The 24,519-nt window shown below is 59.9% G+C and carries 21 protein-coding genes and 2 tRNA genes; 15 read left to right on the forward strand and 8 right to left on the reverse strand.

The genetic code is table 11. The features are described from left to right. Window positions 1–42: 42 nt before the first annotated feature. Window positions 43–828: an enoyl-CoA hydratase/isomerase family protein gene (locus HY2_RS09720; protein ID WP_034827134.1), complete on the reverse strand. Its 786-nt coding sequence runs from the start codon at window positions 826–828 to the stop codon at window positions 43–45. Between the two features lie 263 nt (window positions 829–1,091). Between HY2_RS09720 and HY2_RS09725 the strand changes: the two genes are divergently transcribed. Further along, complete coding sequence (locus HY2_RS09725; RefSeq protein ID WP_146617192.1) at window positions 1,092–2,066, forward strand: ATP-grasp domain-containing protein; 975 nt, start codon at window positions 1,092–1,094, stop codon at window positions 2,064–2,066. Between the two features lie 49 nt (window positions 2,067–2,115). On the opposite strand, the gene ychF is transcribed toward HY2_RS09725, so the two are convergent. Further along, a complete protein-coding gene (gene ychF / locus HY2_RS09730) occupies window positions 2,116–3,213 on the reverse strand; it encodes a redox-regulated ATPase YchF (RefSeq protein ID WP_034827136.1) in 1,098 nt (365 codons plus the stop codon). A 146-nt stretch (window positions 3,214–3,359) separates the two neighbouring features. Here ychF and HY2_RS09735 point away from each other — a divergent pair, with 146 nt between their 5' ends. Next, a complete protein-coding gene (locus HY2_RS09735) occupies window positions 3,360–4,286 on the forward strand; it encodes a toll/interleukin-1 receptor domain-containing protein (RefSeq protein ID WP_034827137.1) in 927 nt (308 codons plus the stop codon). A gap of 6 nt (window positions 4,287–4,292) precedes the next feature. Here HY2_RS09735 and HY2_RS09740 read toward each other — a convergent pair whose 3' ends face one another. The 3 genes from HY2_RS09740 to HY2_RS09750 all read right to left on the reverse strand — a co-directional run bounded on the left by HY2_RS09740 (window position 4,293) and on the right by HY2_RS09750 (window position 6,800). After that, the gene (locus HY2_RS09740; RefSeq protein WP_034827138.1) at window positions 4,293–5,081 is read right to left on the reverse strand and encodes a thioesterase family protein; all 789 of its coding nucleotides are present in this window, start codon (window positions 5,079–5,081) and stop codon (window positions 4,293–4,295) included. 136 nt (window positions 5,082–5,217) lie between these two features. Then, window positions 5,218–5,538 carry a 2Fe-2S iron-sulfur cluster-binding protein gene (locus tag HY2_RS09745; protein ID WP_034827140.1) on the reverse strand — a complete coding sequence of 107 codons (321 nt, stop codon included), beginning with the start codon at window positions 5,536–5,538 and terminating at the stop codon, window positions 5,218–5,220. A 17-nt stretch (window positions 5,539–5,555) separates the two neighbouring features. Then, on the reverse strand, window positions 5,556–6,800 hold the full coding sequence (locus HY2_RS09750) for an NAD(P)/FAD-dependent oxidoreductase (protein ID WP_034827142.1): 1,245 nt from the start codon (window positions 6,798–6,800) through the stop codon (window positions 5,556–5,558). 156 nt (window positions 6,801–6,956) lie between these two features. On the opposite strand from HY2_RS09750, the gene tsaE reads away from it, so the two are divergent. The 6 genes from tsaE to trxA are packed head-to-tail and all read left to right on the forward strand — an operon-like array spanning window position 6,957 to window position 16,173. Beyond that, window positions 6,957–7,424, forward strand: coding sequence for a tRNA (adenosine(37)-N6)-threonylcarbamoyltransferase complex ATPase subunit type 1 TsaE (gene tsaE / locus HY2_RS09755; RefSeq protein ID WP_233346274.1), 468 nt, complete (start codon window positions 6,957–6,959; stop codon window positions 7,422–7,424). Next, a complete protein-coding gene (locus HY2_RS09760) occupies window positions 7,408–8,502 on the forward strand; it encodes an aminoglycoside phosphotransferase family protein (protein ID WP_034827144.1) in 1,095 nt (364 codons plus the stop codon). Before tsaE ends, HY2_RS09760 begins: the two co-directional genes overlap by 17 nt. Further along, a complete protein-coding gene (locus HY2_RS09765; protein ID WP_081815007.1) occupies window positions 8,499–9,227 on the forward strand; it encodes a nucleotidyltransferase family protein in 729 nt (242 codons plus the stop codon). The genes HY2_RS09760 and HY2_RS09765 overlap by 4 nt, the downstream gene beginning before the upstream one ends. After that, a complete protein-coding gene (addB, locus tag HY2_RS09770; RefSeq protein WP_034827146.1) occupies window positions 9,217–12,276 on the forward strand; it encodes a double-strand break repair protein AddB in 3,060 nt (1,019 codons plus the stop codon). The genes HY2_RS09765 and addB overlap by 11 nt, the downstream gene beginning before the upstream one ends. Further along, the gene (addA, locus tag HY2_RS09775; RefSeq protein WP_051594895.1) at window positions 12,269–15,793 is read left to right on the forward strand and encodes a double-strand break repair helicase AddA; all 3,525 of its coding nucleotides are present in this window, start codon (window positions 12,269–12,271) and stop codon (window positions 15,791–15,793) included. Before addB ends, addA begins: the two co-directional genes overlap by 8 nt. A 59-nt stretch (window positions 15,794–15,852) precedes the next feature. Next, window positions 15,853–16,173, forward strand: coding sequence for a thioredoxin (trxA, locus tag HY2_RS09780; RefSeq protein WP_034790016.1), 321 nt, complete (start codon window positions 15,853–15,855; stop codon window positions 16,171–16,173). Between the two features lie 56 nt (window positions 16,174–16,229). Here trxA and HY2_RS09785 read toward each other — a convergent pair whose 3' ends face one another. Then, window positions 16,230–17,183, reverse strand: a complete 954-nt coding sequence (locus HY2_RS09785) for an ABC transporter ATP-binding protein (RefSeq protein ID WP_034827148.1) — start codon at window positions 17,181–17,183, stop codon at window positions 16,230–16,232. 118 nt (window positions 17,184–17,301) lie between these two features. Here HY2_RS09785 and HY2_RS09790 point away from each other — a divergent pair, with 118 nt between their 5' ends. From HY2_RS09790 to HY2_RS09805, 4 genes are all read left to right on the forward strand, one after another. After that, a complete protein-coding gene (locus HY2_RS09790) occupies window positions 17,302–17,505 on the forward strand; it encodes a zinc-finger domain-containing protein (protein ID WP_034827173.1) in 204 nt (67 codons plus the stop codon). Window positions 17,506–17,533: 28 nt separating this feature from the next. Continuing rightward, the gene (locus tag HY2_RS09795; protein ID WP_034827150.1) at window positions 17,534–18,718 is read left to right on the forward strand and encodes an FAD-dependent monooxygenase; all 1,185 of its coding nucleotides are present in this window, start codon (window positions 17,534–17,536) and stop codon (window positions 18,716–18,718) included. A gap of 70 nt (window positions 18,719–18,788) precedes the next feature. Continuing rightward, window positions 18,789–20,165: an L-serine ammonia-lyase gene (locus tag HY2_RS09800; RefSeq protein WP_034827152.1), complete on the forward strand. Its 1,377-nt coding sequence runs from the start codon at window positions 18,789–18,791 to the stop codon at window positions 20,163–20,165. Continuing rightward, window positions 20,165–20,755: an exopolysaccharide biosynthesis protein gene (locus HY2_RS09805; RefSeq protein ID WP_034827154.1), complete on the forward strand. Its 591-nt coding sequence runs from the start codon at window positions 20,165–20,167 to the stop codon at window positions 20,753–20,755. Before HY2_RS09800 ends, HY2_RS09805 begins: the two co-directional genes overlap by 1 nt. A 135-nt stretch (window positions 20,756–20,890) precedes the next feature. Here the strand turns inward: HY2_RS09805 and HY2_RS09810 are convergent. Together HY2_RS09810 and HY2_RS09815 are read right to left on the reverse strand one after the other, a co-directional pair. Beyond that, window positions 20,891–20,966 (reverse strand) — tRNA-Asn (locus HY2_RS09810). 325 nt (window positions 20,967–21,291) lie between these two features. Continuing rightward, window positions 21,292–21,365, reverse strand: a tRNA-Cys gene (locus HY2_RS09815). 154 nt (window positions 21,366–21,519) lie between these two features. Between HY2_RS09815 and HY2_RS09820 the strand changes: the two genes are divergently transcribed. The 3 genes from HY2_RS09820 to HY2_RS09830 all read left to right on the forward strand — a co-directional run bounded on the left by HY2_RS09820 (window position 21,520) and on the right by HY2_RS09830 (window position 24,438). After that, window positions 21,520–22,173 (forward strand): protein-L-isoaspartate O-methyltransferase family protein, encoded by a 654-nt coding sequence (locus tag HY2_RS09820; protein WP_034827156.1) that lies wholly within the window; start codon window positions 21,520–21,522, stop codon window positions 22,171–22,173. A 116-nt stretch (window positions 22,174–22,289) separates the two neighbouring features. After that, the gene (locus HY2_RS09825; protein WP_034827174.1) at window positions 22,290–23,579 is read left to right on the forward strand and encodes a TolC family outer membrane protein; all 1,290 of its coding nucleotides are present in this window, start codon (window positions 22,290–22,292) and stop codon (window positions 23,577–23,579) included. 112 nt (window positions 23,580–23,691) lie between these two features. Continuing rightward, the gene (locus tag HY2_RS09830; RefSeq protein WP_051594896.1) at window positions 23,692–24,438 is read left to right on the forward strand and encodes a DUF2497 domain-containing protein; all 747 of its coding nucleotides are present in this window, start codon (window positions 23,692–23,694) and stop codon (window positions 24,436–24,438) included. Window positions 24,439–24,519: the final 81 nt, after the last annotated feature.

A 24,519-nucleotide genomic window follows, 5' to 3' on the forward strand; every position in this document is an offset into this window, starting at 1 on the left:
CCGCCATGCCGGGCAAAAGTGCTGGTGGAAACGTAGGTCCGTTTAGCGAAACGTGAATTTGGCGGGGCGCTTCTGAAGGAATGCCTTGTGCCCGTCCTTGAAGTCTTCATTCGTGAAGCCATTCAGGAACAGCGCGTTTGCCTCAGGTGTGGCATTGTCCCAGCCTTGGTTGACGCCTTCAAACATCTCCTTGATTGCGCGGGTAGACCATTGCGAGACGGCACCAATTGCCTCGGCCATCTCATGTGCCGCCTTCAGTGAGTCACCCTTCGGCACCAGCCGGTTGATAAGCCCCATACGGAAGGCTTCCTCACACTCGAACAGGCGTCCCGTCAGCAGAATGTCTTTCGCATGAGGCACTCCGACCACTTCCGCCAGGCGGCGCGTATCATCTGCTGGATAGACGATGCCCAGCCGCGCCGGTGTCACCGCAAAGCGCGAGCCCTCTGCCGCGATACGCAAATCCGTCGCTAGCGCCAGGCTGACTCCGCCGCCCACACAGGCTCCCTCAATGGCAGCGATCACAGGCTTCGGGCAATTGGCCAGACTGTTTACGGCGCGCGTAATTGTATCGGCAGAAGCCTGCGCCGTTTCCGCTGTCGCGTAGATCACTTCGAATTCGGAAATGTCCGCCCCGGCAGCGAACGCCCCCGCTGTGCCACCATGCAGGATAATCACCTTGACCGCCTTCTCGGCAACCGCCTGATCGACCAGGGCTGGGATGGCGTCCCACATGTCGGATGACAGGGCGTTGCGCTTCTCCGGTTTGTCCAGAATGATCTCGGCTGTTTCGTCATTGAGTTTCAGGTAAATGGAAGATGACGTCATTGCTGGGCCTCTGATCTGTTCGTATGGGCCGCCCCGATTTAGTCCAGAGGACCCTGTAGGGCCAGCCCCGATCTGGTTTCTGCTTCTGGCATGGCGATTGCCTTAGTGAATGCAGAGGGACAAGCAAAACAGCTTATCTTGTATTCTTATGGGATCGTGGGAGAGATCAGCCGGTGAACAATGGTAATATTCTGGTTGTAGCACATGGGGAAAAACGTGGGCGCTGCGTCCCGACAGGGGATGCCTTTCTGCGCCGGTTGGCCATGACAGATAATCCGCTTCTAATGGACATTCGTATCCATCGTACCGGCACCGGCAAGCCGGACCTTACAAATGTATCCTTGGTGATCTTCTGGCTGGGAGACCCGCTGAAACAGAAATACCCGGAATGCTATCTGGAGGCCCTGGAGGTCGCGACGGCGGCCCAGGACGCGGGCATCAAGATCATCAATCATCCCGATGCGTTGAGCATGACGACCAAATCACGTCAGGCCCATATCTGGCATGAGCATGATGTCCCAAGCGCCCGCGGGGTTGCCGTTCAGCATGCCAGCGAGCTGACCTCAGCGATTGAGCAAGTGGGGTTTCCCTGCCTGATGCGTAGCGATCAGGAGCACGCCCAGAGAAACGTGATCCGGATCACGTCCAAAAGCGATGCAGAGCGGGTGAATCTGGAGGCGCTTTTGCCAGCCGTAGTTCTGAAATGCTATGATGTACGCGATGAATACCGCAGTGTGGGCTGGGACAGTGATAGCCTGTTCTACCGCTTTCACCACAAGGCCCGGGCCATTGTTTTTCAGGACCGTGTGATCGGCAGCCACCTGTTCTTTTCCAAGGATTGTATCGTCGGCCTGTCCAATTCCTTGTTCGCCCGCGAAGAGAGGCCGCGCCGGAATTTCGCGCGGCGCCTCGGCTATCACCGTCACTTGCTGAACGAGATGATCGGGCTGGACAAAAAGTATTTCGCCGAAGTGCCGAAAGGGCATGAGGAACTCGTCAAGGCGGTTGCCGTTATGGGACTGGACTTTGCCGCAGTGGACTACAGCCTTCGTCCGAATGGCTCGATCTTGATCTGGGAAGCCAATCCCTATTTCTATCTGCCAGATGGCCGCGATAGCGTGTTGTCTGCCCAGCGTGATGCTGTCGCGCGGGTCAACCAGTCCTTTGACTGGATTGCTGACAACATCGCACGTATGAAGGCAGACAGGCCTGCTCTCACAATCGTGTCTTCCCAATAGTCAGGGGTGGAGGTCACGTCAGGCAATTGCCCGGACGGGGTCTCGCTGACTAGACGTTGAAGCGGAAGTGTAGCACGTCGCCGTCTTGGACGACGTATTCCTTGCCCTCTGCGCGCATCTTGCCCGCATCCTTCGCGCCGTTCTCGCCGCCACAGGCAACATAGTCCTCAAACGCGATGGTTTCCGCACGGATGAAGCCGCGTTCAAAGTCTCCATGGATGACGCCGGCCGCTTTTGGCGCCGTCCAGCCTTCGCGGATCGTCCAGGCGCGGGCCTCTTTCGGGCCGACCGTGAAATAGGTTTGCAGGCCCAGCAGATTGTACCCGGTATGGATCAGGCGGGTCAGGCCCGGCTCTTCCAGCCCCAGCGTTTCCAGATATTCGGCGCGGTCATCATCATCCAGCAGGGCCAGCTCGCTTTCGATCTGGGCGGAGATGACGACACAGGCTGCGCCCTCCTCGGCGGCGCGTTCCACGACACGCTTGGAGTATTCATTGCCTTCTGCTGCGCTCTCTTCATCGACATTGGCCACGAACAGGACGGGCTTTGACGTCAGCAGCTGCAGCATGTTCCAGGCCTTCATGTCGTCCTTGGAGACATCGGCGCGGCGAGCCGGGCGGCCTTCGACCAGTTCGGCCAGCGCCAAGTCAATCAGGGCGACCTGCGCCTTGGCTTCCTTGTCGCCGGAATTGGCTTTCTTGATGACACCTGCTTTGCGCTTTTCCAGGCTCTCAAGATCTGCCAGCATCAGCTCGGTCTCGACGACTTCATAGTCGGCGATCGGGTCCACCTTACCGCTGACATGCGTGATGTCATCATTCTCGAAACAGCGCAGCACATAGATGATGGCGTCCGTCTCGCGGATATTGGCCAGGAATTTGTTGCCCAGGCCTTCGCCCTTGGAGGCGCCCTCGACCAGGCCTGCAATGTCCACGAAGTTCATGCGCGCGGGAATGATTTCCTTGGAGCCGGCAATCTCGGCCAGTTTCGCCAAGCGGGGCTCCGGCACGGCCACTTCGCCAACATTCGGCTCGATCGTGCAGAAGGGATAGTTTGCCGCCTGCGCCGCTGCCGTCTGGGTCAGGGCGTTGAACAGAGTGGATTTGCCGACATTCGGCAGGCCCACGATGCCACATTTGAAGCCCATATCGGCCTCCTCATAATTTATCTCGTCGCGCGAATACCCGGATTTCCAATCGAAAAACAGGCTGATTTATCGCCTTACAGCGGAATTGGGTGGAATTAGTAAGGTCTATGGGTATGCTTGGCGGGTTACATCAAGAGGTAACACGCATGGCATATGATGTTTTCCTGGTCTCCGCGATAGAAGATCGCGACATGGCGAAGCTGGTTGCGCGCCGTTTGAGGTCATTAAAGTTCAAGGTCTGGTTCGATCAGAAGCAGACCGACAATACCTTTGACGCAAAAGATGCGCGCAATGCCGGCAATTCAGAGTCCATGCTGGTGATCTGGTCCGAGAATGCGGTGAAGAGTGACTGGGTACGCGCGGCGGCCTCTGTCGGCCATTCCCGGCCCGGCATGTTGGCGCAGGCGAGCCTCGACAAGACAATTCCCTACCAGCCCTTCAAGCAGGACAAGCGCTATTCGCTGGAGGGCATGACCTCTCGCAAGACGCCGGAAGGCTTTTATCAGCTGATCGAGGAGCTGGGCAAACGCCAGAACCGGTCCGGTCTGCGTGAGTGGATGGGTTTGGGCTCCAAGGATGAGGAAGAGCGTGACGCCTGGCTTGAGGCTCACCCCGAAGACCCTCTGGCCATTGACGACAAGAAAAAGCGCGAGAAGGCCCTCGGCATCAAACCGCCTCCAGCAGCGGAGGCAGCAGGGGCTGCGGCACTGGCGGCAGCTTCCGTCAGGGCGCCGTCTTCCAAGTACAGCCAGGCCGCATCCAGCCGTCCGGTGACGAAAGCGACCGCATCCCCTGCAAGTTCCAATGGCGGTGTGGCAGCCAAGGCGGAGGATCTCGGCATGGGCTGGGGCACGCTCGCGGCGGTGGGCGCGGCGATTGTGGTTATGTTCTTCATGAGCTGGGTTTTCCGGTCGCAGACCATTGCGCCCGCGACCACCCAGGCTGGTCTGCCAGCTGTAGGCAATGCCTACCGCCTGACCGAAGCCTGCCCGGCCGGACAGGTCCCCGCGTCCCTCATAAAGGTGCTGGAGCCAGGCCCGATTATCAATGATACGAAAGAGCCCGAGGAGTAGGCCTGCCTAGCCGAAGACCGCGATGGTTTGCCGCCCGATCATGATCGGCTCGCGGAGTCTGTTCCACAGCATCATGGACTGACTGCTATAGCCATCGCGCGATGTATCGGCGATGTGGCGGGCCAGGAACCAGCCATAATCGGTCTGGATGTCGTCGGTCAGGAATTCCGCCATCCATGTCATGGAACTGATCCGCGCCGGGCCTGACAGCATGGAGAGCGCGGCAGGTGGCGGGGCGTCTGCGAGAGCCAGCACCGAAACCGCATCCGGCGTCAGCGCGTCATCCTTGTGGCGCATCCAGAGGGTTATGTCTCCCTCAGATGAGCCCGAGATGGGGCGGGAGCCAGCGGCGAGACGCATATTGAAGTGCCGCGTGAAAGCTGGGCGCATGGGGCTGTCGCCGAAGTAGCTTTCGGTCTCCTCCGGCTCAGTGACCTTGGGTGCGGACAGGTTGGCGAAGTCAAGTGCGGACTCGCGGCGCGCGCCGAAGGCGAAAATGGAGTCCGCTGCCACGCCATCACTGCCCGTCATCCGGACATTCACGAAGACCGTATTCTTGCCCTCGCGCAGAACAACAGCCTGGCAGATTACATCGCCAGAGACCGGACCGACAAATGCAATCTGGGCAGAGCGTATGGGCCGGTCGCCAGCAAGGCGTTGCGCCGTCTGCAGGCACATCGCGCCGGTCAGGCCGCCATAGGTGGTGCGACCCTGCATCCAGTCTTCCGGAACGTGAAAGGTGAGCCGCGTATTGCCAGAAGCAGCCGCGCTGTTCATCAGCTCTTTGAAGTCCATCTTTCTATCCTCTTGCGCCGGGCAGGATAGTCGGGTTCCAAAAAGGAACCAATATCTATCCTTGCGGCATGCACCCAAAAAAATACGCCCCGGTTTGACGCGGAGCGTACTTTGAAATTGGAATGGTGGTCCGGATCTAGTGCTGGCTTTCCGGCGTCGTCACGCGCAGGCCGTCGAGTTCATCAGACACAGTGATCTGGCAGGACAGGCGGGAGTTTTCCTGAACATTTTCAGCGAAGTCCAGCATGGATTTTTCCATTTCTTCCTGCTCGCCAACCTTGTCCATGAAGGCTTGGTCGACATAGACGTGGCAGGTGGCGCAGGCACAGGCACCGCCGCAATCGGCATCAATGCCGGGAATGGAGTTCTTCACGGCAGCTTCCATGACCGTTTCGCCGTTTTTGGCTTCAACGACGCGCTCGGTACCATCGTGGTCGATATAGGTGATTTTTGCCATGGGCGGGTTTCTCTCCTTCAGGCTGCAGCAGCAGCGGCAATGTCTTTCATTGAGACTGTTGTATCGCTAAGCGTATCCGGCTCAACCTTTGCGCCCATCATGATGAGCTTTTTTGAGGCCAGGAATTCCGGGGCACTGTTGACGGCATCTACAGCAATCAGTGTGCCATTCTTGAGGTAAAAGGCGGCGAACTTGCGCTCTTCAGGCGATCCGCGCAGCACGATCTGGTCATAGCCCTGGCTGAGGCCGGCAATCTGCAGCTTCAGATCATACTGGTCAGACCAGAACCAGGGACAGTCTTCCGGCGGCCGGGGCTTACCCAGAATGGCGGCAGCGGCGAGCTTTCCCTGCTCAATGGCATTATGCACGCTTTCGAGACGCGAGGAGCGTCCATAATGGACCAGCGGACGGCTGGCGCAATCACCCGCCGCAAAGATGCGCGGGTCAGATGTGCGCGCGTCGCGGTCTACAAGAATGCCATTATTGCAGGCGATGCCGGCTTCATTGGCCAGCTCCTCATTTGGCAGGATGCCGATGCCGACCAGAACAAGATCGGCAGGCAGGGATGTGCCGTCTTCCAGAATGGCTGCCGTCACCTTGCCATCCTTGCCTTCAAGACGGGCGAGGCGGGCATTGGTGCGAATATCGACGCCTTGGCGACGATGTTCGGCTTCATAGAATTCGCTCATGACCGGGCTGGTGACGCGGGCCAGCACACGAGGTGCCATTTCCAGAACAGTGGCGGACAGGCCCATCTGGCGCGCGACGGCAGCGGCTTCGAGGCCGATATAGCCTGCGCCGATGATGACGATATTGCGGCCTTCGATCATTTGCGGCTGGATACGCTCAACATCTGTCAGTCCGCGCAGATCGTGCACATTCTCGAGGTCTGCACCTTCCAGCGGCAGGCTGCGCGGGCGCGAGCCTGTCGCGATAACCAGCGCGTCATACTCAATATGCGCGCCATGGGCCATTTCAACGGTTTGGTTTTTGCGGTCGATACGAGTGGCCGGGGTCGACAGGATCAGTTCGACATTATTGTCTTCATACCAGGCCGCCGGCTTGAAGAAGAGGCGCTCTTCGGCGAACTCTCCTTTCATATAGGCCTTGGAAAGCGGTGGGCGCTGATAGGGCAGGGAGGGCTCATCTCCGATCAAGGTGAGGGCGCCTTCATAGCCGCCCATGCGGAGAGACTGGATAGCCTGCGCTCCCGCCTGGCCACCGCCTAAAATGACAATCTTGTTCGCGTCCGAAAGATCCAAGCCTTCCCTCCCCATATTCGCTCGACGCCATAATTCGTGACGCTAGCGTCATTTTTCAATTTTGTACGCCAATCTGCCTGCTGCGGCAAGACATGTCATCAAGCCATATGCCGCAGACACAACAGGAAAGGATGGCGTTTCCCCTCGCTGTTTTATATGTCTGCACTCATGGAGAAAACCTTTCATCTTGTCTCTGACGAGAAAACCCGTGACTTCGGGGCAGCTCTTGCAACCATTATGCGCGCCGGAGACGTGTTTGCGTTGCATGGAGGGCTGGGTGCCGGAAAAACGACGCTGACGCGTGGTCTGATCCAGTCTCTGCTGGGGGCGGATGAGGAGGTTCCCAGCCCGACCTATACTCTGGTCCAGATCTACGAGACGGATGCTTTCCCGATCTGGCATTTTGACCTCTATCGCCTGGAAAGCCCGGAAGACCTGCACGAGTTGGGCTGGGATGAGACCGACCAGGGCGTTGCCATTCTGGAGTGGCCGGACAAGTCGGGCGATCAGCTGCCCGCCTGGCGTCTGGATATACATCTTGAGTTTGACGGCGACCAGCGGATTGTAAGGCTGGTGCCATGTGGCGAAGACTGGCAAACACGGATTGATGACTTCCGATTCTAGCGAACGCAAACGGCAGATAGCATCCTTCCTGGCGAAGCATGGCTGGGATGAGGCTCAGCTGCACCCGCTGGATCAGGATGCCTCAACACGGCGATACATCCGCCTGGTGCACCCTGACGGTGCGAAGGCGATTGTCATGGATGCCCCGCATATCGAAGCTGACCCTTGCCCGCCGGATGCGAGCGATGAGGCCCGCAATCAGATGGGCTGGAACGCGCAGACGCGGCTCGCAGCCTCGCGGGTCGATGCCTTCGTTCTGATTGCACAGCATTTGCGAGCACTCGGCTTTGCGGCACCGGAGATTTACGCGCACGACACTGCACTGGGCTTTGCCCTGATCGAGGATTTTGGAGAGCGCAAGGAGATCGCCCGCCAGATCGAGGCGGGCCGTGTGGCCGAGCAGGACGCCTATCTTGCCGCAGTGGATGTGCTGGTGGCCCTGCATCAGCATCCCGTGCCGGATGTGCTGAGCCATGAGGGCGAACTCTGGCCCATTCTGGAATTTGACCGTCTGGCCCTCGCAACCAATGCGGATCTCTATGCAGACTGGCTGCCTGCGGAAGCCGGGCAGGACAGGCTGTCTGGTGAGATGCGCCAGCGTTGGGAAGCCGAACGCGATGCGTTGATTAATCAGGCCATGGCCTTTCCGCGCACGCTTACGCTGCGGGATTTCCATGCCGAGAATTTGCTGTGGCTGGGTGATGGCAGGATCGGCCTGCTGGACTTTCAGGACGCAGTGAAGGGCTGGGACGCCTGGGATATGGCCATGCTGACGCAGGATGCCCGCCGTGAGGTTTCGCCGAATGTCGAAGAGGCCGCCATCAGTCACTATCTGGACGGCACGGGGAAAGACCGCGCGGCCTTTGAAGAGCGTCTCGCCGTGATTGGCGCGCTGAATGCCCTGCGTATTGCGGGGGTCTTTTCCCGCCTTCAGCATCAAGATGGCAAGCCGCGCTATGGCAAATTTCAGCCGAGGCAGCTGAACGTGCTGGCGAAAAACCTTCAGCACCCGGCGCTTCAGTCGATGGCCGCCTTTGTGCGCGAGGCGACACCTTTCGTTTTTACGGGGCTGGCATGAGCATTTCTATACCGCATACCGCCATGGTTTTGGCCGCAGGGCTCGGCACACGGATGAGGCCGTTGACGGACACTGCGCCAAAGCCGCTGATCGAGGTGAATGGCAAGGCCCTGATGGACCGGTTGCTGGACCCGCTGAACGCGGCCGGGGTGAAGCGCCTTGTCGTGAATGTGCATTGGTGCGCTGACATGATCGAGCAGCACCTCTCTGACCGCGATGACTTTGAGATAATCTATTCCGATGAGCGAGACCAATTGCTGGAGACAGGCGGGGGGCTGGCCAAGGCAGCGCCGCTGTTGGGTGAAGAGCCTGTCTTCGTGGTGAATACAGATGCCTTCTGGGGCAGCCTGTCGCCAAAGCCCTTGCTGGACATGGCAGCGGCGTTTGATCCGGACCAGATGGACGAGCTGCTGCTGCTGGCAGACACGCAGCGTTGTCTCGGCTTTGCCGGGGCGGGGGATTTCCTGCGCGATGAAGCGGGCCGCCTGACCCGGCGCGGGGATGCGCCGACGGCGCCATGGGCCTATGCAGGTGTGCGCATCCTGAAGCCGCAGGCCTTCCTGTCCCAGCCTGTCGAACCCTACTCTGTGGCATGGCGTATCTGGGGCCCTCTGGTGGAGGCCGGGCGGCTGCATGGCCTGCCGCTGGATGATTTCTGGCTGCATGTGGGCGATCCGCAAGCGGTCAAGGATGCCGAAATGTGGTTGATGTGCCATGGCGAGTGACGGGAAGCTGTTCGGCACGGGGAGACCAACGGTCTGGACCGTTCCTCCGGGAGAGGACTTTCTGAAAGTCTTTGCAAAGGCGCTGGCTGAGGACGTTCACCTGTCTACGCACCCGGATGCCCTGGCCGATGCGATCATCTATGTGCCGAACCGGCGTTCGGCGCGGGCCCTGTCAGCAGCCCTATTCGAAGCCGCTTATGAGAGCCCGATCCTGCCGCCGGAGATCCGCGCGCTGGGCGATCTGGAAAGTGACGACCTGCCGCCGGTTGCCGAGAGTAGCCTGATCGACCTGCCGCCGGCCCTGTCGTCCGGCAAGCGGCTCGGCCTGCTGGCCTCCATGGTGCAGACATTCTACCGGGTGAATTACGAGACGGAGCTGCCGGCCTCGTCTGCCCTGTCTGCGGCAATGGAGTTGTCGCGCCTTCTGGATCAGTCGCACCTCAGTCCGGATACGGATTGGAAGGAACTGCCCAATCTGGTGAAAGATGCAGACCTTGCCCGGCACTGGGAAAGCTCCGCCAGATTTCTGGAGATCATCACCACGGCCTGGCCTGCCTTGCTGGAAGAGCAGGGCGTGTCTGATCCGCTGGAGCGACGCCTTAAGGCCGCGAAGGCCACGGCGGAGGCGTGGCTCGCGCATCCGCCTGAGGCACCTGTAATCATTGCAGGTTCCACGGGCGCAACTCCGGCTGGGCGGGAGCTGATGAAAGCGGCCTTGCAATTGCCGCGCGGTATGGTTGTGTTGCCGGGTCTTGATCTTGATGCGGATGAAGAAGCGCGCGTCTCCATACTTGGCGAGGTTGGCCACCCGCAGAATGTCTTGTTCCAGACACTGGGCCATCTGAACGTAGCGCCGGAGGCCGTCTCGCAATGGCCGGGCGCGTCGCTGGCACGCGACCGGCAAGCCCGAAGGCGGATGATCCACGAAGCGCTCGCCCCGGCGGACGCCACAGCTGACTGGCGCGACACGCTGGACAAACTGGCCGCAGCTGCGGAGGTCAGTGTCGAAGCCTTTGCGGCGGATGCGCTGCAGGGCCTGTCCATCATCGAGGCGGCGGATGAAGCCGATGAGGCGGCGTCGGTGGCGCTGATCCTGCGCGAGACGCTAGAAGAGGCAGGACGCTCTGCGGCGCTGATCACGCCGGATGCGGGGCTGGCCCGGCGGGTCTCTGCCTTGCTGCGGCGCTGGGGTGTGGACGCGCCGCCATCGGCAGGCATGCCGCTCAGCCGCACCCTGGCGGGCAGCTTCATTGGCCTGTGCGCGCAATGGGCAACGGATCCGTCCGACCCGACCCTGCTTGTATCGGTTTTAAACCATGCACTGGCCGCGCCTTTACCGGGCCTGTCAAATCTGGAGCTTTACTTCCTGCGCGGCCCGCGCCGCTGGACCAGTCTGGAAGGACTGAGAGAGAGCATCCGTACACGTCACGAGATTGAGCCTTATCCGAATTTCACGGTGGACCACCAGGCAGAGGCCGAAGCCCTTGTCGGTAAGCTGCTTGCCATCTTTAAGGGTACCGGAGCGGACCTCAGCCAGAGGGCAGACATTTTCGGCGGTGACGGGCTGGAACGGATTGCGCTGCTCGCGGCGGCAGTTAGTGAGACGCCCTTGCCATGGGCCGGGGAAGATGGTGCAGCGGCGAGCCGCTTGATGGAATTCGTCAGTGAAGTGTCTGAATATCTGACGCCGATGCCGCCAGCTGCACTGGCCGATCTGGTCAACGCGCAGGCCGCACAGATGACGGTCAGCCTGAAGCAGGATGAACATCCGCACCTCTTCATTTGGGGGCCTCTGGAAGCGCGTCTACAGTCAGCTGACCGTGTTATTCTGGCGGGCCTCAATGAGGGTGTCTGGCCTAAGCGCCCTGCGCCGGATGCGTTTTTGCCCCGCCACTTCCGCAAGGAATTGGGCCTGAGCGACCCGGAAGACCGGATGGGCCTTGCAGCGCATGACTTTGCACAGCTGGCCTCTGCGCCCGATGTGACATTGGTGTATTCCGCGCGCCGCAATGATGCACCAGCCGTGGCGTCTCGCTGGGTCTGGCGCTTGAAGACGCTGGCCGAAGGCGCGCTGGACGACAAGGCGAAGGCGATGCTGAGCCCTGAGGGTCTGGACCCGCTGAAGCTTTCAGAAGCGTTGAAGCAACTGGGCGTCGATGCCTTGGCGCAAGATTTCTCTGCAGAGCCTGTGCCGACCGCCCGGCCGGAAGGCTGGCCCAAGAAGCTCTCCGTTACGCGCGTGGATACGCTGCAGCGTGATCCTTATGCTCTGTGGGCCGAACAGGTGTTGGGGCTTGTAAGAATTGACCCGCTGGGCGGCGATCTCGGGCCCGCCCCGCGCGGCACGGCGGTGCACAAGGCGCTGGAGGATTTTGAGGAAGCCGGCAAGCCCAAGACAGCGGACTATCTTCTGGAATTGCTGCACCGCGAATTGATGCGCGTTGGTGAGACCGAAGAAGCCTGGGCAGCGCGCAAGGCGGTCTGGGCGCGCACGTCTGAGTGGTATGTCAATTGGCGCAAAGATCGTGATGTCGGCGGCGGCAAGCCGAAATTCGAGGTGCGCGGCAATATCGAACTGGAGCTGGATGGCGGACCGTTCCGCCTTAGCGCGACAGCTGACCGGATCGAGATGAATTCGACCGGAGAGATTGTCATCGTGGATTTTAAGACCGGCAATCCGCCGCGCGAGAAGGAAGTCGGCGCAGGGCTTAGCCAGCAGATGCCGCTGCAGGCGCTGATCGCGCAGAAGGGCGGCTATGAGAAGGTGCCTGCCGCGCGCGTGGACCAGCTGCACTATGTGGCCTTCAAGGCCAAGCCGGATGCGTTCACGCTGGGCGGCAAGCATAATCTGCCGTCTGACCCGGCAGAGATGGCAGAGATCGCCGAGGAGGGGTTGCGGCGCCTGATCGTGCAATATCGCAATCCGTCTGCGGCTTTCCTGTCAGCGCCGCGTGTGAAGTTTGTCAAATATGACAATGGCTTCAATCTGCTGGCCCGCCGCGCCGAATGGGCGGGGGATACCGAGGACGGGGAGGCAAGCGATGGCTGACGACATGATGCCTGTGACCCCTCCGGATACAGAAGACTACCGCCGGGCCAATGCGGCGCAGCTGTCTTCTGCCGATCCTGCTTATCCCGTATTCGTGATGGCGAATGCCGGTAGCGGCAAGACCAAGGTTCTGATTGACCGCGTGGCGCGCCTTTTGCTGCGCCGGGAGGATGGCCGGGAAGGTGCGCGGCCGGACTCCATTCTGTGTATCACCTACACCAAGGCGGCCGCGAACGAGATGCTGTCGCGCCTGTTCCGCACGCTCGGCAAATGGTCGATCATGCGGGACGAGAAGCTGCGCGAAGAACTCTCGCGCCTCGAAGGGCGGGACAAGTCGGCCTATACGGCGGATGATCTGCGCGGGGCGCGGGCGCTTTTTGCGCGCGCTCTGGAAACGCCAGGCGGCCTGCGGATTGAGACGATCCACGCCTTCTGCGCGCGTATTCTGCGGCGCTTCCCGCTTGAGGCAGGCGTCCTGCCGGGATTTACAGAGATTGAGGAAGACGAGGCCGACGCGATCTGGCGGCAGGCGCGCGGCGCGGCCGTGCTGAAGGCGCAGGAGGAACATCCGGAGGCGCTGGATCTTCTGGCCACGGAAGGAGGGCATGAGGGCGCGGACCTGCCCTTGAACGCCATGCGCTATCGTATCCAGCCCTTCCTGGATTTCGCCCAAGCGCATGAATTTGATTCTGACCGGATGGAGCGGGCCCTGCGTGAGGGTCTGAACGCGCCGGAAGGCAGCACAGCTGACATTCTGGATCTGGCCATGGGCGAGGAGATGCCCGTCACAGCCCTGCGGGAGGCGCTGATCTCTCTACATGCGTCCGGCAAGCGCGATGACATGCGCACGGCCGCGGCGGTGGAGGCCGCCTTGCTGGCAGAGACTGCAGAGGCGCGATGGGAGGCCTATAAGGGTGCGTTTTTCGGCACGCAGAAGCCTTATTCGCGGCTCTACAATGCCGGGGCCGGGAAAGATGCCAATGTGGTCGGCCTGTTCTCGACGGCGGACCCGATCGGGTCGGAGGTCAGCCGCGTGATTGAGCTGGCGGAAAAGCTGCGCCTTGCGGCGGCAGTGGAGCGCAATATGGCGCTGCTGAAGGTTGGCTTGCCGGCTGTGCGCGCCTATCAGCAGGAAAAGCGCAAGCGCGGCGCGCTCGACTTTGATGATCTGATCCGCAGCACGCATGATCTGTTGAAAAGCCGGGGCATGTCTGACTGGGTGCTATACAAGCTGGATGGCGGCATCAGCCACGTTCTGCTGGATGAGGCGCAGGATACGAGCCCCTTGCAATGGGATTTGATCTCGGAACTGACGAAGGAATTTTTCTCCGGCCAGGGCGCCGAGCGCCAGCAAGACCCGCGAACACTTTTCGTGGTGGGCGATGAGAAACAGTCCATCTATTCCTTCCAGGGGGCTGAGCCCGCCCAGTTGCGTGCGCAGGAGCAGGAAAAGGGCAAGATGGACCCGGAACTGCGCTCTCTCACCATGGAGATGTCATTTCGTTCGTCTCCGGAAGTCTTGTCCTATGTGGATGCCGTCTGGAATTCTGCGCCGCCTGTGGATGTGGCGGCTGATAGTCACCCACCTTTCTCTGCAGAGCAGGTGAAGCACACGGCCCGCCGGGCAAACCAGCCGGGGCTGGTTGAGCTGTGGCCGGTGGAGGAACGCGCGGAAGAGGTGGATGAAGACGCCTGGTCCCGGCCCGTGAATGCAATGCGCTCATCCTCTCCCAAGGCGCGGCTGGCCAAACAGATTGCGCGGCAATTACGCGAGATGGTCGACCGGGGCGAAACCGTTTGGGAAGAATTGCCGAACCGGGACTGGAAGCGCCGCCGTATGCGCGCCGAGGATATTCTCATTCTGGTCCGCAGTCGGACGGGCGGTCTGTTCGATGCGATGATTTCAGCGCTGAAGTCCGAAGGCTTGCCAGTGGCGGGCGCGGACCGGCTGAAGCTGACAGACCATATCGGTGTGCAGGATTGCCTCAATCTGATGCGCTTTGCGCTTAGGCCGGAGCGCGATCTGACGCTGGCGGAGATCCTGCGCGGGCCATTTGTCGGCTTTGTGGATGATGACCGCTATCTCTATCGCTTCGGGGCGGAGCGCGGGCGCGGGGAAACGTTGTGGTCCCGGATGCAGGCAGACGCGCGGCCGGAAGTACAGCAGGCAGCGGCATTCTTGTCCGGCCTGCTGGCGCAGCGCCATTTGCCGCCCTTTGAATTCCTGTCTGCGGTTCTGGACGTACCGGCTGCAGATGGCACGACGGGGTGGGAAAAGATCAATGCGCGGCTGGGCACGCCAGCACATGATCCGGTCGAGGCGCTGATCGCGCGGACGCAGGCCTTTGATGCGACTGGGCCATCCTCCATGCAGGCCTTCGTGGCCGAGATGGAATCCAAAACGGTCGAGATCAAGCGGGACCTCGCCGCCCCGGAAGGGCAGGTTAGGGTGATGACCGCACACGGCGCAAAAGGTCTGCAGGCCCCCGTTGTCGTAATGCCGGATACGACTGCGGGGCCGAAGACTGTGTCTGACACCCTGTTCGATGTGGATGGCTTGCCCATCTGGTCCCCCCGCAAGGATGGCGATATTCCGGGTGCAGCACTGGCGCGGGCGATTGCCAATGCGAAGTCTGAGGAGGAGTTCCGAAGGCTGCTCTATGTGGCGCTGACGCGGGCGCAGGACAGGCTGATCATTGCCGGACACTGGCATGGCGCCGCGGCGCCTGGCTATCATGCCCGCAGCTGGTATGCCCTGTGCGAGAGGGCGATGAACCGGCTGGGCGTAGAAGCTGATGAAGACGGCATGATGCGCTATGGCGACCTGACACCGCTGTCGATTGACGGGGCTGGGCCGGAAGAAGACCGCCACACACTTCCGGACTGGGTGTTCCGCGCGCCGCCGGAAGCTGGGGCAGCGAGGCGCTACAGTGCGGCGACGACCCTGCTTGGACAGAAGACGCCGGTCCTTGCCCCATTCGGCAAGACACGAGAAGCGCGCCTGCGCCGGGGCCGCATCATCCATACCCTGTTCGAATACCTGCCGCAGCTGCCGCCTGAGCGGAGAGATGCCGCCGCAGAGGCCTATCTTGAACGCCTGCCGGAGCTGGAAGCGGAAGACCGCCTGGAGATGAAGCAAGCGGCCATGGCCGTGCTTCAGGCACCGGAGATGAAGGCGCTGTTCGCACCGGGCGGACGGGCGGAAGCGGCCATCGTTGGCACCGCGCCGGAATTGCCGAAAGGGCTGGTCATCAATGGCCGGGTGGACCGTCTGGTGGTCACGGACCGCGATGTTCTGATCGTTGACTTCAAGACAGACCAGCCTGCACCGGAGACGCCGGACGGTGTTGCAGACACCTATATGGCGCAGATGGGGGCCTATTGGGCAGTGCTGAGGCAGGCCTATCCAGGCCGCACGGTACGGGCTGCGCTGTGCTGGACAGACGGGCCGCGGTTGATGTTTTTGCCTGCAGATCTGCTTTTAGCAGCTCTAAAGGGTGCCGACAGGCCGGTTTGACTTCACAGAAGAGTCTCTATGTATCATTCAGGCAAAACGAAAAACTGAGGATTCCCGCAATGGCTGCGATCAATGTAACAGACGATGATTTTGACGGCGTGATCGGCTCTTCCGATGTGCCCGTCGTAGTGGACTTCTGGGCGGAATGGTGCGGCCCATGTAAGCAAATGTCGCCCCATATCGAGGCGGTGTCCGACGAACTCGACGGCAAGGTGAAGGTCGCCAAGATCAATGTCGACGAAAACCCGATTGCCCCATCTAAATATGGCGTGCGCGGTTTGCCGACGCTGGTGATGTTCAAGGATGGCAAGGTTGCTGCGACGCATCTGGGCGCGATGAGCAAGCAGGCGATTGCCGACTGGATCAAGCAGAGCGTCTGATCCGCATCTGCCGTGAAAGAGATAAAAAACGCCGGCGAGAGATCGCCGGCGTTTTTTTAGGCGGGTTCGCTGGTCAGCGAGATGAAGACGTCTTCGAGGTCCGGTGCCTTTGTTTCCAGGTCTGCCACGCTGATACCGTTGGAGCGGACCAGTTCCAGAAGGCGGCCAATGCCAGTCTCGCTGGTGCGGAAGGTGATGGCCAGATCGCCTGATGGCGTGATCGAGGCATCCATGCCTGCCAGGGCATCCGGCACGGCTGCTAGAGGTTCACGCGGGGTGATGACCAGCGTCTTGTAATCGAGGCGCGACAGCAGCTTGGGCGTCGATTCGCAGGCGACAATCTCCCCATGGTTCACAATGGCGATGGTATCGCAAAGCTCTTCGGCTTCTTCCAGATAGTGCGTCGTCAGAATGATTGTCGTGCCATTTGCGTGCAGTTCCTGCACATATTCCCACATCGAACGGCGCAATTCGACATCTACACCGGCGGTCGGTTCGTCCAGGATTAGGACGGGTGGATTGTGGACAAGGGCTTTTGCCACCATAAGGCGGCGCTTCATGCCGCCGGACAGTTGGCGCACATAGGCGTCTTTCTTGTCGTCTAGGCCGACAGCCGTGAGAATCTCTAGGCTGCGACGCTCTGATTTCGGCACGCCATAGAAACCGGCCATCAATTCCAGCATTTCCAGCGGGGTGAAGAAGGGGTCTGCGACGATCTCCTGGTTCACAACACCGATGGCTGCGCGGCTCTGGCGGGGATACTCGTCAATATCGAGTCCCCAGATGCTGGCCGTGCCTGACGTCTTGTTCACCAGACCAGCCAGAATGTTGATAAAAGTGGATTTACCTGCGCCATTTGGTCCGAGCAATCCGAAGATCGACCCTCTCGGAACCTCCAGATTTATCCCCTTCAAGGCATGCTTTTCGGGCATCTTTCCCGAGGCTTTGTAGGTTTTTTGGAGATTTGAGACTTTAATGGCGAAGTCGGGGGCCGTTTTCGTGGATGACATGCTGGGCCTTTTCACTCTGTCCATACGATCTTGCACCTTACGGCGGCGCAATCTAGGTAGGGTCGAGTAGCACTATGGGCAACCGGTGCCGCAGAAATTGCAGATGGAAAGACAAGTCATGTCCACTAAACGCGATGTGTTTGATCCGCCGGAAGTCTCCATGGTGACCAGCCGCAAGGTTTCCTGCAATGGGGGTGGTGGTGCGCTGGGCCATCCGCGCGTCTGGTATGAAATGGGCGATGAAGATTTCGTCGAGTGCAAATACTGCGACCGGCGCTTCGTTCTGATCGGTGGCCGGGAAGACCCTTCCAGCGCCAAATAGGCTTTTTGCGATTAAGTGAGGTTTCCTGATGCGTGTCCTGATAGCAGGCGGAGGCATAGGGGGGCTGACAGCAGCAATTGCGCTTCAACGCCTGGGCCATGAGGTTATGGTGTTTGAGCAGGCAGGCGTGCTGGATGAAGTTGGCGCAGGCATTCAGGTCAGCCCGAATGGCGTGAAAGTGTTGAAGGCACTGGGCGTTGAAGCGCGGGTTTCCCGCAATGCATTCCGCCCCAAGGCGCTTGAGATGCGTATGGGCCGCAGTGGTCGGCTCCTGTTCGACATTCCGCTTCGCAAGACCGCGATCAATCGCTGGGGCGCGGATTACCTGCATGTCCACCGAGCAGATATGGTGGAGGCACTGAAAGAGGTGCTGCTGGAACGTCAGCCAGATAGTATCCATCTTGGCTGCAAGGCGGCTTCCTATAGTCAGGACGACAAAGGTGTGCGGTTGCAGCTGCAGTCTGGCGACGTATTTGAAGGCGATGTGCTGGTCGGCGCTGATGGCATCCATTCCCTGATCCGCGCACAGATGCTGGGGCCCGATGCGCCGCGCTATACCGGTATGACTGCCTGGCGGGCCGTCGCTCCCGTGGCATGTCTGGGGGATCATGCCCCGCCGCCGACCGCCAGCGTATGGGTTGGCTCTCGCCGACATGCGGTAACGTACCTTTTGCGCGGTGGATCGCTGGCGAACTTCGTCGGCGTGGTGGAGCGCAAGGAACAGCATGTCGAATCCTGGACCGCGGAAGGCTCTCGCGAGGATGCGGTGAGAGACTTTCAGGGCTGGAGTTCAGATGTCACTGCGATCATCGAAAAGGCAGATGTGCTTCATCGCTGGGCGCTGTATGACCGGGATGAGCTGCCGCGCTGGTGTGATGGGCGGGTGACGCTGCTGGGCGATGCCTGTCATCCGATGCTGCCTTTCCTAGCGCAGGGCGCGGTGATGGCAATTGAGGACGCCTATGTACTGGCGCAGCAGCTGTCACGCGAGGCAACGCCTGAAGCAGCGCTCAAGGCCTATGAGGCCGCACGCAAGCCCCGCACCAGCCGTGTGCAGGCCGGGGCGCGCGCCAATGCACGTTTGTTCCACCGTCGCAATCCGTTCACTCAGATGTCCACCTATGGGCCGATGTGGATTGCGGGGCGAACGATGAAGGGCTTTGTGCATTCCCGGAATGACTGGCTGTATAGCCATGACGTGACCTGCAGCTGACACATCGTTATCTGTCTTATACGAAACAGTCCTGTTTCGATTCCATCATTTAAATGACTGACGGGTTTGCATGCTTTCTGTTCTTGATCTCTTTCGCGTTGGTATTGGACCTTCTAGTTCTCACACTGTGGGACCCATTCGGATTGCCGGGCGGTTTATCTCTGCCCTGCGCGACCGGGGCGGCCTTGGCGATATTGAGCGCGTCGAGGTGGAGCTGCAAGGCTCGCTGGCCCTGACCGGGGCGGGACACGCGACGCCAAAGGCCGTGCTTCTGGGCCTGGCTGGGTTTGAGCCCGAGACACTGGACCCCGATGAAGCGGAGGCCAGCGAAGCAAAGATTCGCAAGACAAAGCGCATCAAACTCGCGGGAGAGCGTGATATCGCCTTCGACCCCGAACGTGACATCTTGATGGCCTATGAGGTTATCCCGGAGCTGCACCCCAATGGGATGCGCCTGAAAGCATTTTCCGAGGACAGCAGCGTTCTGGCGGACGAGACCTGGTATTCCACGGGTGGCGGCTTCATCGCATCGCAAAAGCAGCTGGAACGCCCGCTGGAGGATGATCTTGTGCCGACCGGCCCCAGCGTACCGTTTGCCTATACGTCTGCCGCGGAATTGTTGGCAATGTGTGCTCATGAGGGGATGAGCATTCAGGAGATCACGCTGGCCAATGAAGACGCCATGCGCGCCCGCGAGGAAACGCTGAGCGCGCTGGACCGGATTGCCGAGGTCATGCTGGGCTGTATTGAACGCGGACTGTCCCGTGAGGGAGAGCTACCGGGGGGCCTGAAGGTAAAACGCAGGGCACCGGGACTGTGGACCAAGCTGGTCAGCGGCAGCGGAGACAATGAACGTGAGCAATTGTTCGACTGGCTGAACGTCTATGCAATGGCGGTGAATGAGGAGAACGCGTCCGGCGGGCAGGTGGTGACGGCGCCGACCAATGGGGCTGCCGGGATTATTCCATCCGTTATTCGTCATTATTGTGCAGACACAGAAGACCGTACCGCGCGTATGCGGACTTTCCTGCTGACGGCCGGGGCTGTGGGCATTCTCTACAAGCAGCGCGCGTCGATTTCCGGTGCAGAGATGGGCTGCCAGGGAGAGGTCGGCGTGGCCTGTTCCATGGCGGCAGCTGGCCTGGCGGCGGTGTGGGGCGCAACCCCTCAGCAAGTGACGAATGCGGCCGAGATCGGCATGGAGCACAATCTGGGCCTGACCTGCGACCCGGTCGGCGGACTCGTGCAGATCCCCTGCATCGAGCGCAATGCGATTGGCGCGGTGAAAGCGGTGAATGCAGCGCGGCTGTCCCTTCATGCGACAGGCCATTCGCGCGTGTCTCTGGATCAGGTGATCGAGACCATGCGGCAGACGGGGCTCGACATGTCCTCCAAATACAAGGAAACCAGTCAGGGTGGTCTTGCCGTTAACGTCGTGGAGTGCTGATGGCGCGAGTCAATAATCTCGGCACGCTTCTGAGAAGCCTGGAAGATCGCACTTCCGGCGACAAGGTGAGTGTCGAGGCTATGCTCAATGCGGTCGGGCGGCGATCTTACGGCCCCATTCTGCTTTTGCTGGGCTTTATTGCGCTCAGCCCGCTGACAATCATTCCCGGCGCAAACTGGCTTGTCGCGCTGATCATCCTGCTGATGGCCGGGCAGATCCTGTTCGGCAAGAAGTATCCATGGTTGCCCTCCCGGGTCCTGAATTTCGAGTTTCCCCGCTCAGCCCTGATCCAGGGAATAGAGATCGCTGACCCCTATGTCTGCCAGATCGACCGGTTTCTGAGACCGCGCTTTGCGATTCTGACAGAGCCGCCTTTCGTACAACTGGTGGCGCTGGTTTGTATCGGTGCCGCGCTGGTCACCTTTCCTTTGGGGCTGATACCCTTTGGCCCGGTCTTGCCGTCGCTGACTGTTCTGCTGTTTGGCTTGGCGCTGACGGCTCGGGACGGGGTTATTCTGATGCTGGCCGGTGCAGCCCTTTGCGGAAGTCTCTGGATGATGATTCACCTTTGGGCTCGCCTCTTCGGGTAGAGCGTGGGCGACGAACGCAGGCATACAAGACTCGCGCCAAGGCGATTCGGCAGTTCAGCAAATGAAGGTCCCTCCGCGTAGCCGTAAGCATGGCATGCAAGGATGCTGGAATGTGTCTGAATGCTATGGGAAAAGTGGCTCCGCGAGTAGGACTCGAACCTACGACCGGGCGATTAACAGTCGCCTGCTCTACCAACTGAGCTATCGCGGAACAGCTGGAGACGGGTGAATAGCAGACCCGATTTTGGGTGCAAGCCCCGATCTGCTCTCGACTGACAAAAACCTGCAGTTTTCGCAAAAAAAAGGCGGGAGACATGAAGCTCCCGCCGAGGCGTTGGGTGATGGTGGGTGTCTCCAAGAGAAGACAGGATCAACATCGCCCAAATTGGTTAACGGGCTGTAAACGGTTTGCGAACGTGGGCCTGAAAATTGCCGAAACTGTATTTACCATTGGGAAATCATGACATCGCGCAGAGACGCCCCGCCGCTGGAAAGCGGTGGGTGGTGAGTCGTCTCCGGGATGTTCGGAAAGGTTCTGGAGGCTCCGGCCGGAATCGAACCGGCGTACACGGATTTGCAATCCGCTGCGTCACCACTCCGCCACAGAGCCAGCAACCAGAAGGCGCGTCACTAGCAATGAACTTCACGCGTTGCAATCTGTCCTTTTCAGGCAGCGTGCGTTTATCACGCATTGCACCGCCCGAAACCCATGATAAAGGGCATCTCAAGACCCTCTAATGACCTAGCCCGAAAGGGAATTCGAGATGAATTACGAGCTTGCCCGCGAAATCATGGTCGATAGCCAGATTCGCCCGAATGACGTTTCGGACCCGGAAATCGTGTCAGCTTTCCTCAGAACGCCGCGTGAGGCCTTTGTACCAAGCTCGCGCAAGTCAGTTGCCTATTCCGAAATGGAAATCGCGACATCCGAGGGCCGCGCCCTCTGGACCCCGCGCGATACAGCCAAACTGGTCAAGCTGGCCGACATCAAGCCGACGGACATTGTCCTCGTCATCGGTGCGGGTGCTGGTTACGAAGTCGCTCTGATCAGCCGTCTGGCGGAAACAGTCATTGCGCTTGAAGAAGATGCGGCGCTTGTCGACGCCATGTCTGAACGATTCGCTGCACTCGGCATTGATCAGGCTGTCGCGGTTGAAGGCAAACTGGCTGAAGGCCTGCCAGACCAGGCACCGTTTGATGTCATCTATGTCTGCGGCATGGTCGAGACCGTACCAGAAGCCTGGGCGAACCAGTTGGGTGAAGGTGGCCGTATGGCATTGGTTGAGATGAAGGGCGAGGGCCTTGGCCGGGGTAAAGTGTTCACGCGGGCGGGCGAAACGGTCTCTGCGCGCGAAGGGTTTGATGCTTTCCCGCCGAGATTCAGCCAGTTCGACAAGAAAAAAGCCTTCGTTTTCTAGTTTCTTGTGCCGCGAGCATGCGGCATTAAGACTCCCGAAAAGTGAACACTGTTCACTCTTGGCTAACGGGTCTCTATATAGGGGACCAGTTAGACTGGTCTCTTAAGGAGTCACCCATGAAATTCCGCCATTTCCTAACGGTTTCCACGGTTGCATTGATGATGGCGGGGCCGCTGACTGCCCATGCCGAGACCCTGTCTGATGCGGTCGCTGCGGCGCGGCTGACCAATCCGGGGCTTGAGGCCCAGCGCGTCGAAACGGATATTGCCAAGGAGAATGTCGCTCAGGCGCGTGCGCAGGGTAATGCGTCGGTCAATCTTTCCGGCAGTGCCGGGTATGAATATGTCGATACCAATTCACCCCTGGCAGCATTTCCGGGCTATACTGGCGATCGCACGATCGCGAATGCGCAGGTGCAGGCATCCAAGCCGATCTATACAGGCGGTCGCGTCCGTGCTGGCATTCGCCAGGCGACCGCCGGTGTCAGCGCTGCGGAAGCGCAGTATGATTCGGCGCTGCAGGATCTGACGCTTCAGGTCGTCACCGCCTATATGGATGTCCGCCGCGATCTCGAAGCCGTTGCCATTCGCCAAAACAATGTCGAGGTAACGGGCGAGCAGGTGCGTGCAGCGAATGATCGTTTTGATGTGGGCGTTGTGACTCGCACAGACGTCTCCCTCTCACAGGCGCGTCTTGAAGGTGCGCGGGCCTCTCTGGCCGGTGCACAGGCGGCGCTTGAGGGCAGCATTGCGAATTACGAATTACTAACCGGCAATGCGCCGGGCGATCTAGTTCCGCCACCGCCGGTGCCGAGTCTGCCGGAAAGCTTGGAGCAGGCTGTACAGATCGCTCTCGACAACAATCCGGATCTTGTTGCTGCGCGGTATTCTGAACGCGCTGCGTCCGAAGCCATTGAGGTGGCGCGCGGCCAGTACAAGCCGCAGGTGAGCATCGTCGGTACAGCCTCTGTTCAGGAAACCTATAATGACATCACCCAGCGCGATACGACCGTGTCTGCTGTTGCGCAGGGCAAAATTCCGCTCCTCTCCGGCGGTCTTATCAAGAGCCAGGTGCGCTCTGCCAAGCTGCAGCGCTCTCAGGCACGTCAGCAGATCGACACGCTACAGCGCCAAATTCGCGCGCAAGTGGCCCAGTCCTGGTATTTGCATGAGGCTTCCCTGCGTTCCATTGAGGCCTCACGTCGTCAGGTAGAGGCGGCAGAAATTGCCTACGATGGCGCGAAGGAAGAACTGGCTGTCGGTGTCCGCACCACGCTGGACGTGCTGGACCAGGAACAGCAATTGTTTGAGGCGCGCCTGGCGTTGGTGGAAGCTGAACGCGACGCCTATGTTGCCGCGTTCAACCTGCTTCGGGCGACCGGGCAATTGTCACCGGAATTGCTCTGAAACGCGGACGCAGGCCTCGACTCGGGTTAACAATGCTAAATGGTTGTTAATACTATTCCCTTAGCCGTTAAGGGATGAAGATTCGCACGGGAAAACATCAAGGGGCGTACTGATGGCCAATGAAGCGCACAAGGAACCGACGATGGAGGAAATCCTGGCGTCGATCCGCAAGATCATTTCTGATGATGATGTCACCCCGGCTCCTGCTGTTGCGCAGACTCAAGACGAATCGACCGAAGACGTGACCGAGGAAGACGCCTTTGAAAGCCTGGATCTGGCCGAAGCGGATCAGGAGCTGGATGACGTGATGTTTGGCGAAGAGGAAGCCTTCGAGGCGGATATTGAAAGCTTTGAGAGTTTCGACTCCGAGGAAGACGAGACATCTGAGGCCAGCCCCAGCTTTGAAGACATGCTCGGCACGGCGCGTGCCATTAGCGAAGAGGCCAAAGCCCAGGCCAAGTCCGAGCCCGAGCCTGATGCAGAGGTGTTGAACCTGTTGAAGGAAGTCACCTCCATTCCGGAAGAAACGGCTTTCGAGCCGGAGATCGAAACTGCACTTGAACCTGAAAACGCTGCCCCGGCTGACATGCCGGAGCCCGTATCCTTGGAGAAAGACATGGCGGCCACCGCTCGTTACCAGCAAACCGTTCTGACCGATGACCAAACCGCTGATGCAGCGGCTGGCGCGCTCGGCAAACTCATCTCCAAAATGGACATTGGCAGCGACAATACGCTCGAAGGCCTGGTCCGCGAGCTGCTCAAGCCGATGATCAAAGAGTGGCTGGATGCCAACCTGCCGAGCATCGTTGAAGAGAAGGTAGAAGCAGAAGTACAGCGCATTGCCCGCATGGCGCGCTAGCCTCCCCTGATAAAAACGTTATAGGGAAGGGCGCGCCTTAACCGGCGCGCCTTTTCTTTTACACTGGAATACGCCTGAAAC

The sequence above is a fragment of the Hyphomonas pacifica genome (assembly GCF_000682675.1).
Lineage (GTDB): Bacteria > Pseudomonadota > Alphaproteobacteria > Caulobacterales > Hyphomonadaceae > Hyphomonas > Hyphomonas pacifica.

Coding starts and splice junctions, on each gene's coding strand:
- addA (WP_051594895.1), top strand. CDS start 12,269: ATGGCTGACGACATGATGCCTGTGACCCCTCCGGATACAGAAGACTAC.
- HY2_RS09800 (WP_034827152.1), top strand. CDS start 18,789: ATGCTTTCTGTTCTTGATCTCTTTCGCGTTGGTATTGGACCTTCTAGT.
- HY2_RS09745 (WP_034827140.1), bottom strand. CDS start 5,538: ATGGCAAAAATCACCTATATCGACCACGATGGTACCGAGCGCGTCGTT.
- HY2_RS09735 (WP_034827137.1), top strand. CDS start 3,360: ATGGCATATGATGTTTTCCTGGTCTCCGCGATAGAAGATCGCGACATG.
- HY2_RS09795 (WP_034827150.1), top strand. CDS start 17,534: ATGCGTGTCCTGATAGCAGGCGGAGGCATAGGGGGGCTGACAGCAGCA.
- HY2_RS09760 (WP_034827144.1), top strand. CDS start 7,408: ATGACTTCCGATTCTAGCGAACGCAAACGGCAGATAGCATCCTTCCTG.
- HY2_RS09740 (WP_034827138.1), bottom strand. CDS start 5,081: ATGGACTTCAAAGAGCTGATGAACAGCGCGGCTGCTTCTGGCAATACG.
- HY2_RS09820 (WP_034827156.1), top strand. CDS start 21,520: ATGAATTACGAGCTTGCCCGCGAAATCATGGTCGATAGCCAGATTCGC.
- HY2_RS09720 (WP_034827134.1), bottom strand. CDS start 828: ATGACGTCATCTTCCATTTACCTGAAACTCAATGACGAAACAGCCGAG.
- HY2_RS09785 (WP_034827148.1), bottom strand. CDS start 17,183: ATGTCATCCACGAAAACGGCCCCCGACTTCGCCATTAAAGTCTCAAAT.
- tsaE (WP_233346274.1), top strand. CDS start 6,957: ATGTCTGCACTCATGGAGAAAACCTTTCATCTTGTCTCTGACGAGAAA.
- HY2_RS09805 (WP_034827154.1), top strand. CDS start 20,165: ATGGCGCGAGTCAATAATCTCGGCACGCTTCTGAGAAGCCTGGAAGAT.
- HY2_RS09765 (WP_081815007.1), top strand. CDS start 8,499: ATGAGCATTTCTATACCGCATACCGCCATGGTTTTGGCCGCAGGGCTC.
- HY2_RS09825 (WP_034827174.1), top strand. CDS start 22,290: ATGAAATTCCGCCATTTCCTAACGGTTTCCACGGTTGCATTGATGATG.
- addB (WP_034827146.1), top strand. CDS start 9,217: ATGGCGAGTGACGGGAAGCTGTTCGGCACGGGGAGACCAACGGTCTGG.
- HY2_RS09725 (WP_146617192.1), top strand. CDS start 1,092: ATGACAGATAATCCGCTTCTAATGGACATTCGTATCCATCGTACCGGC.
- HY2_RS09790 (WP_034827173.1), top strand. CDS start 17,302: ATGTCCACTAAACGCGATGTGTTTGATCCGCCGGAAGTCTCCATGGTG.
- ychF (WP_034827136.1), bottom strand. CDS start 3,213: ATGGGCTTCAAATGTGGCATCGTGGGCCTGCCGAATGTCGGCAAATCC.
- HY2_RS09830 (WP_051594896.1), top strand. CDS start 23,692: ATGGCCAATGAAGCGCACAAGGAACCGACGATGGAGGAAATCCTGGCG.
- trxA (WP_034790016.1), top strand. CDS start 15,853: ATGGCTGCGATCAATGTAACAGACGATGATTTTGACGGCGTGATCGGC.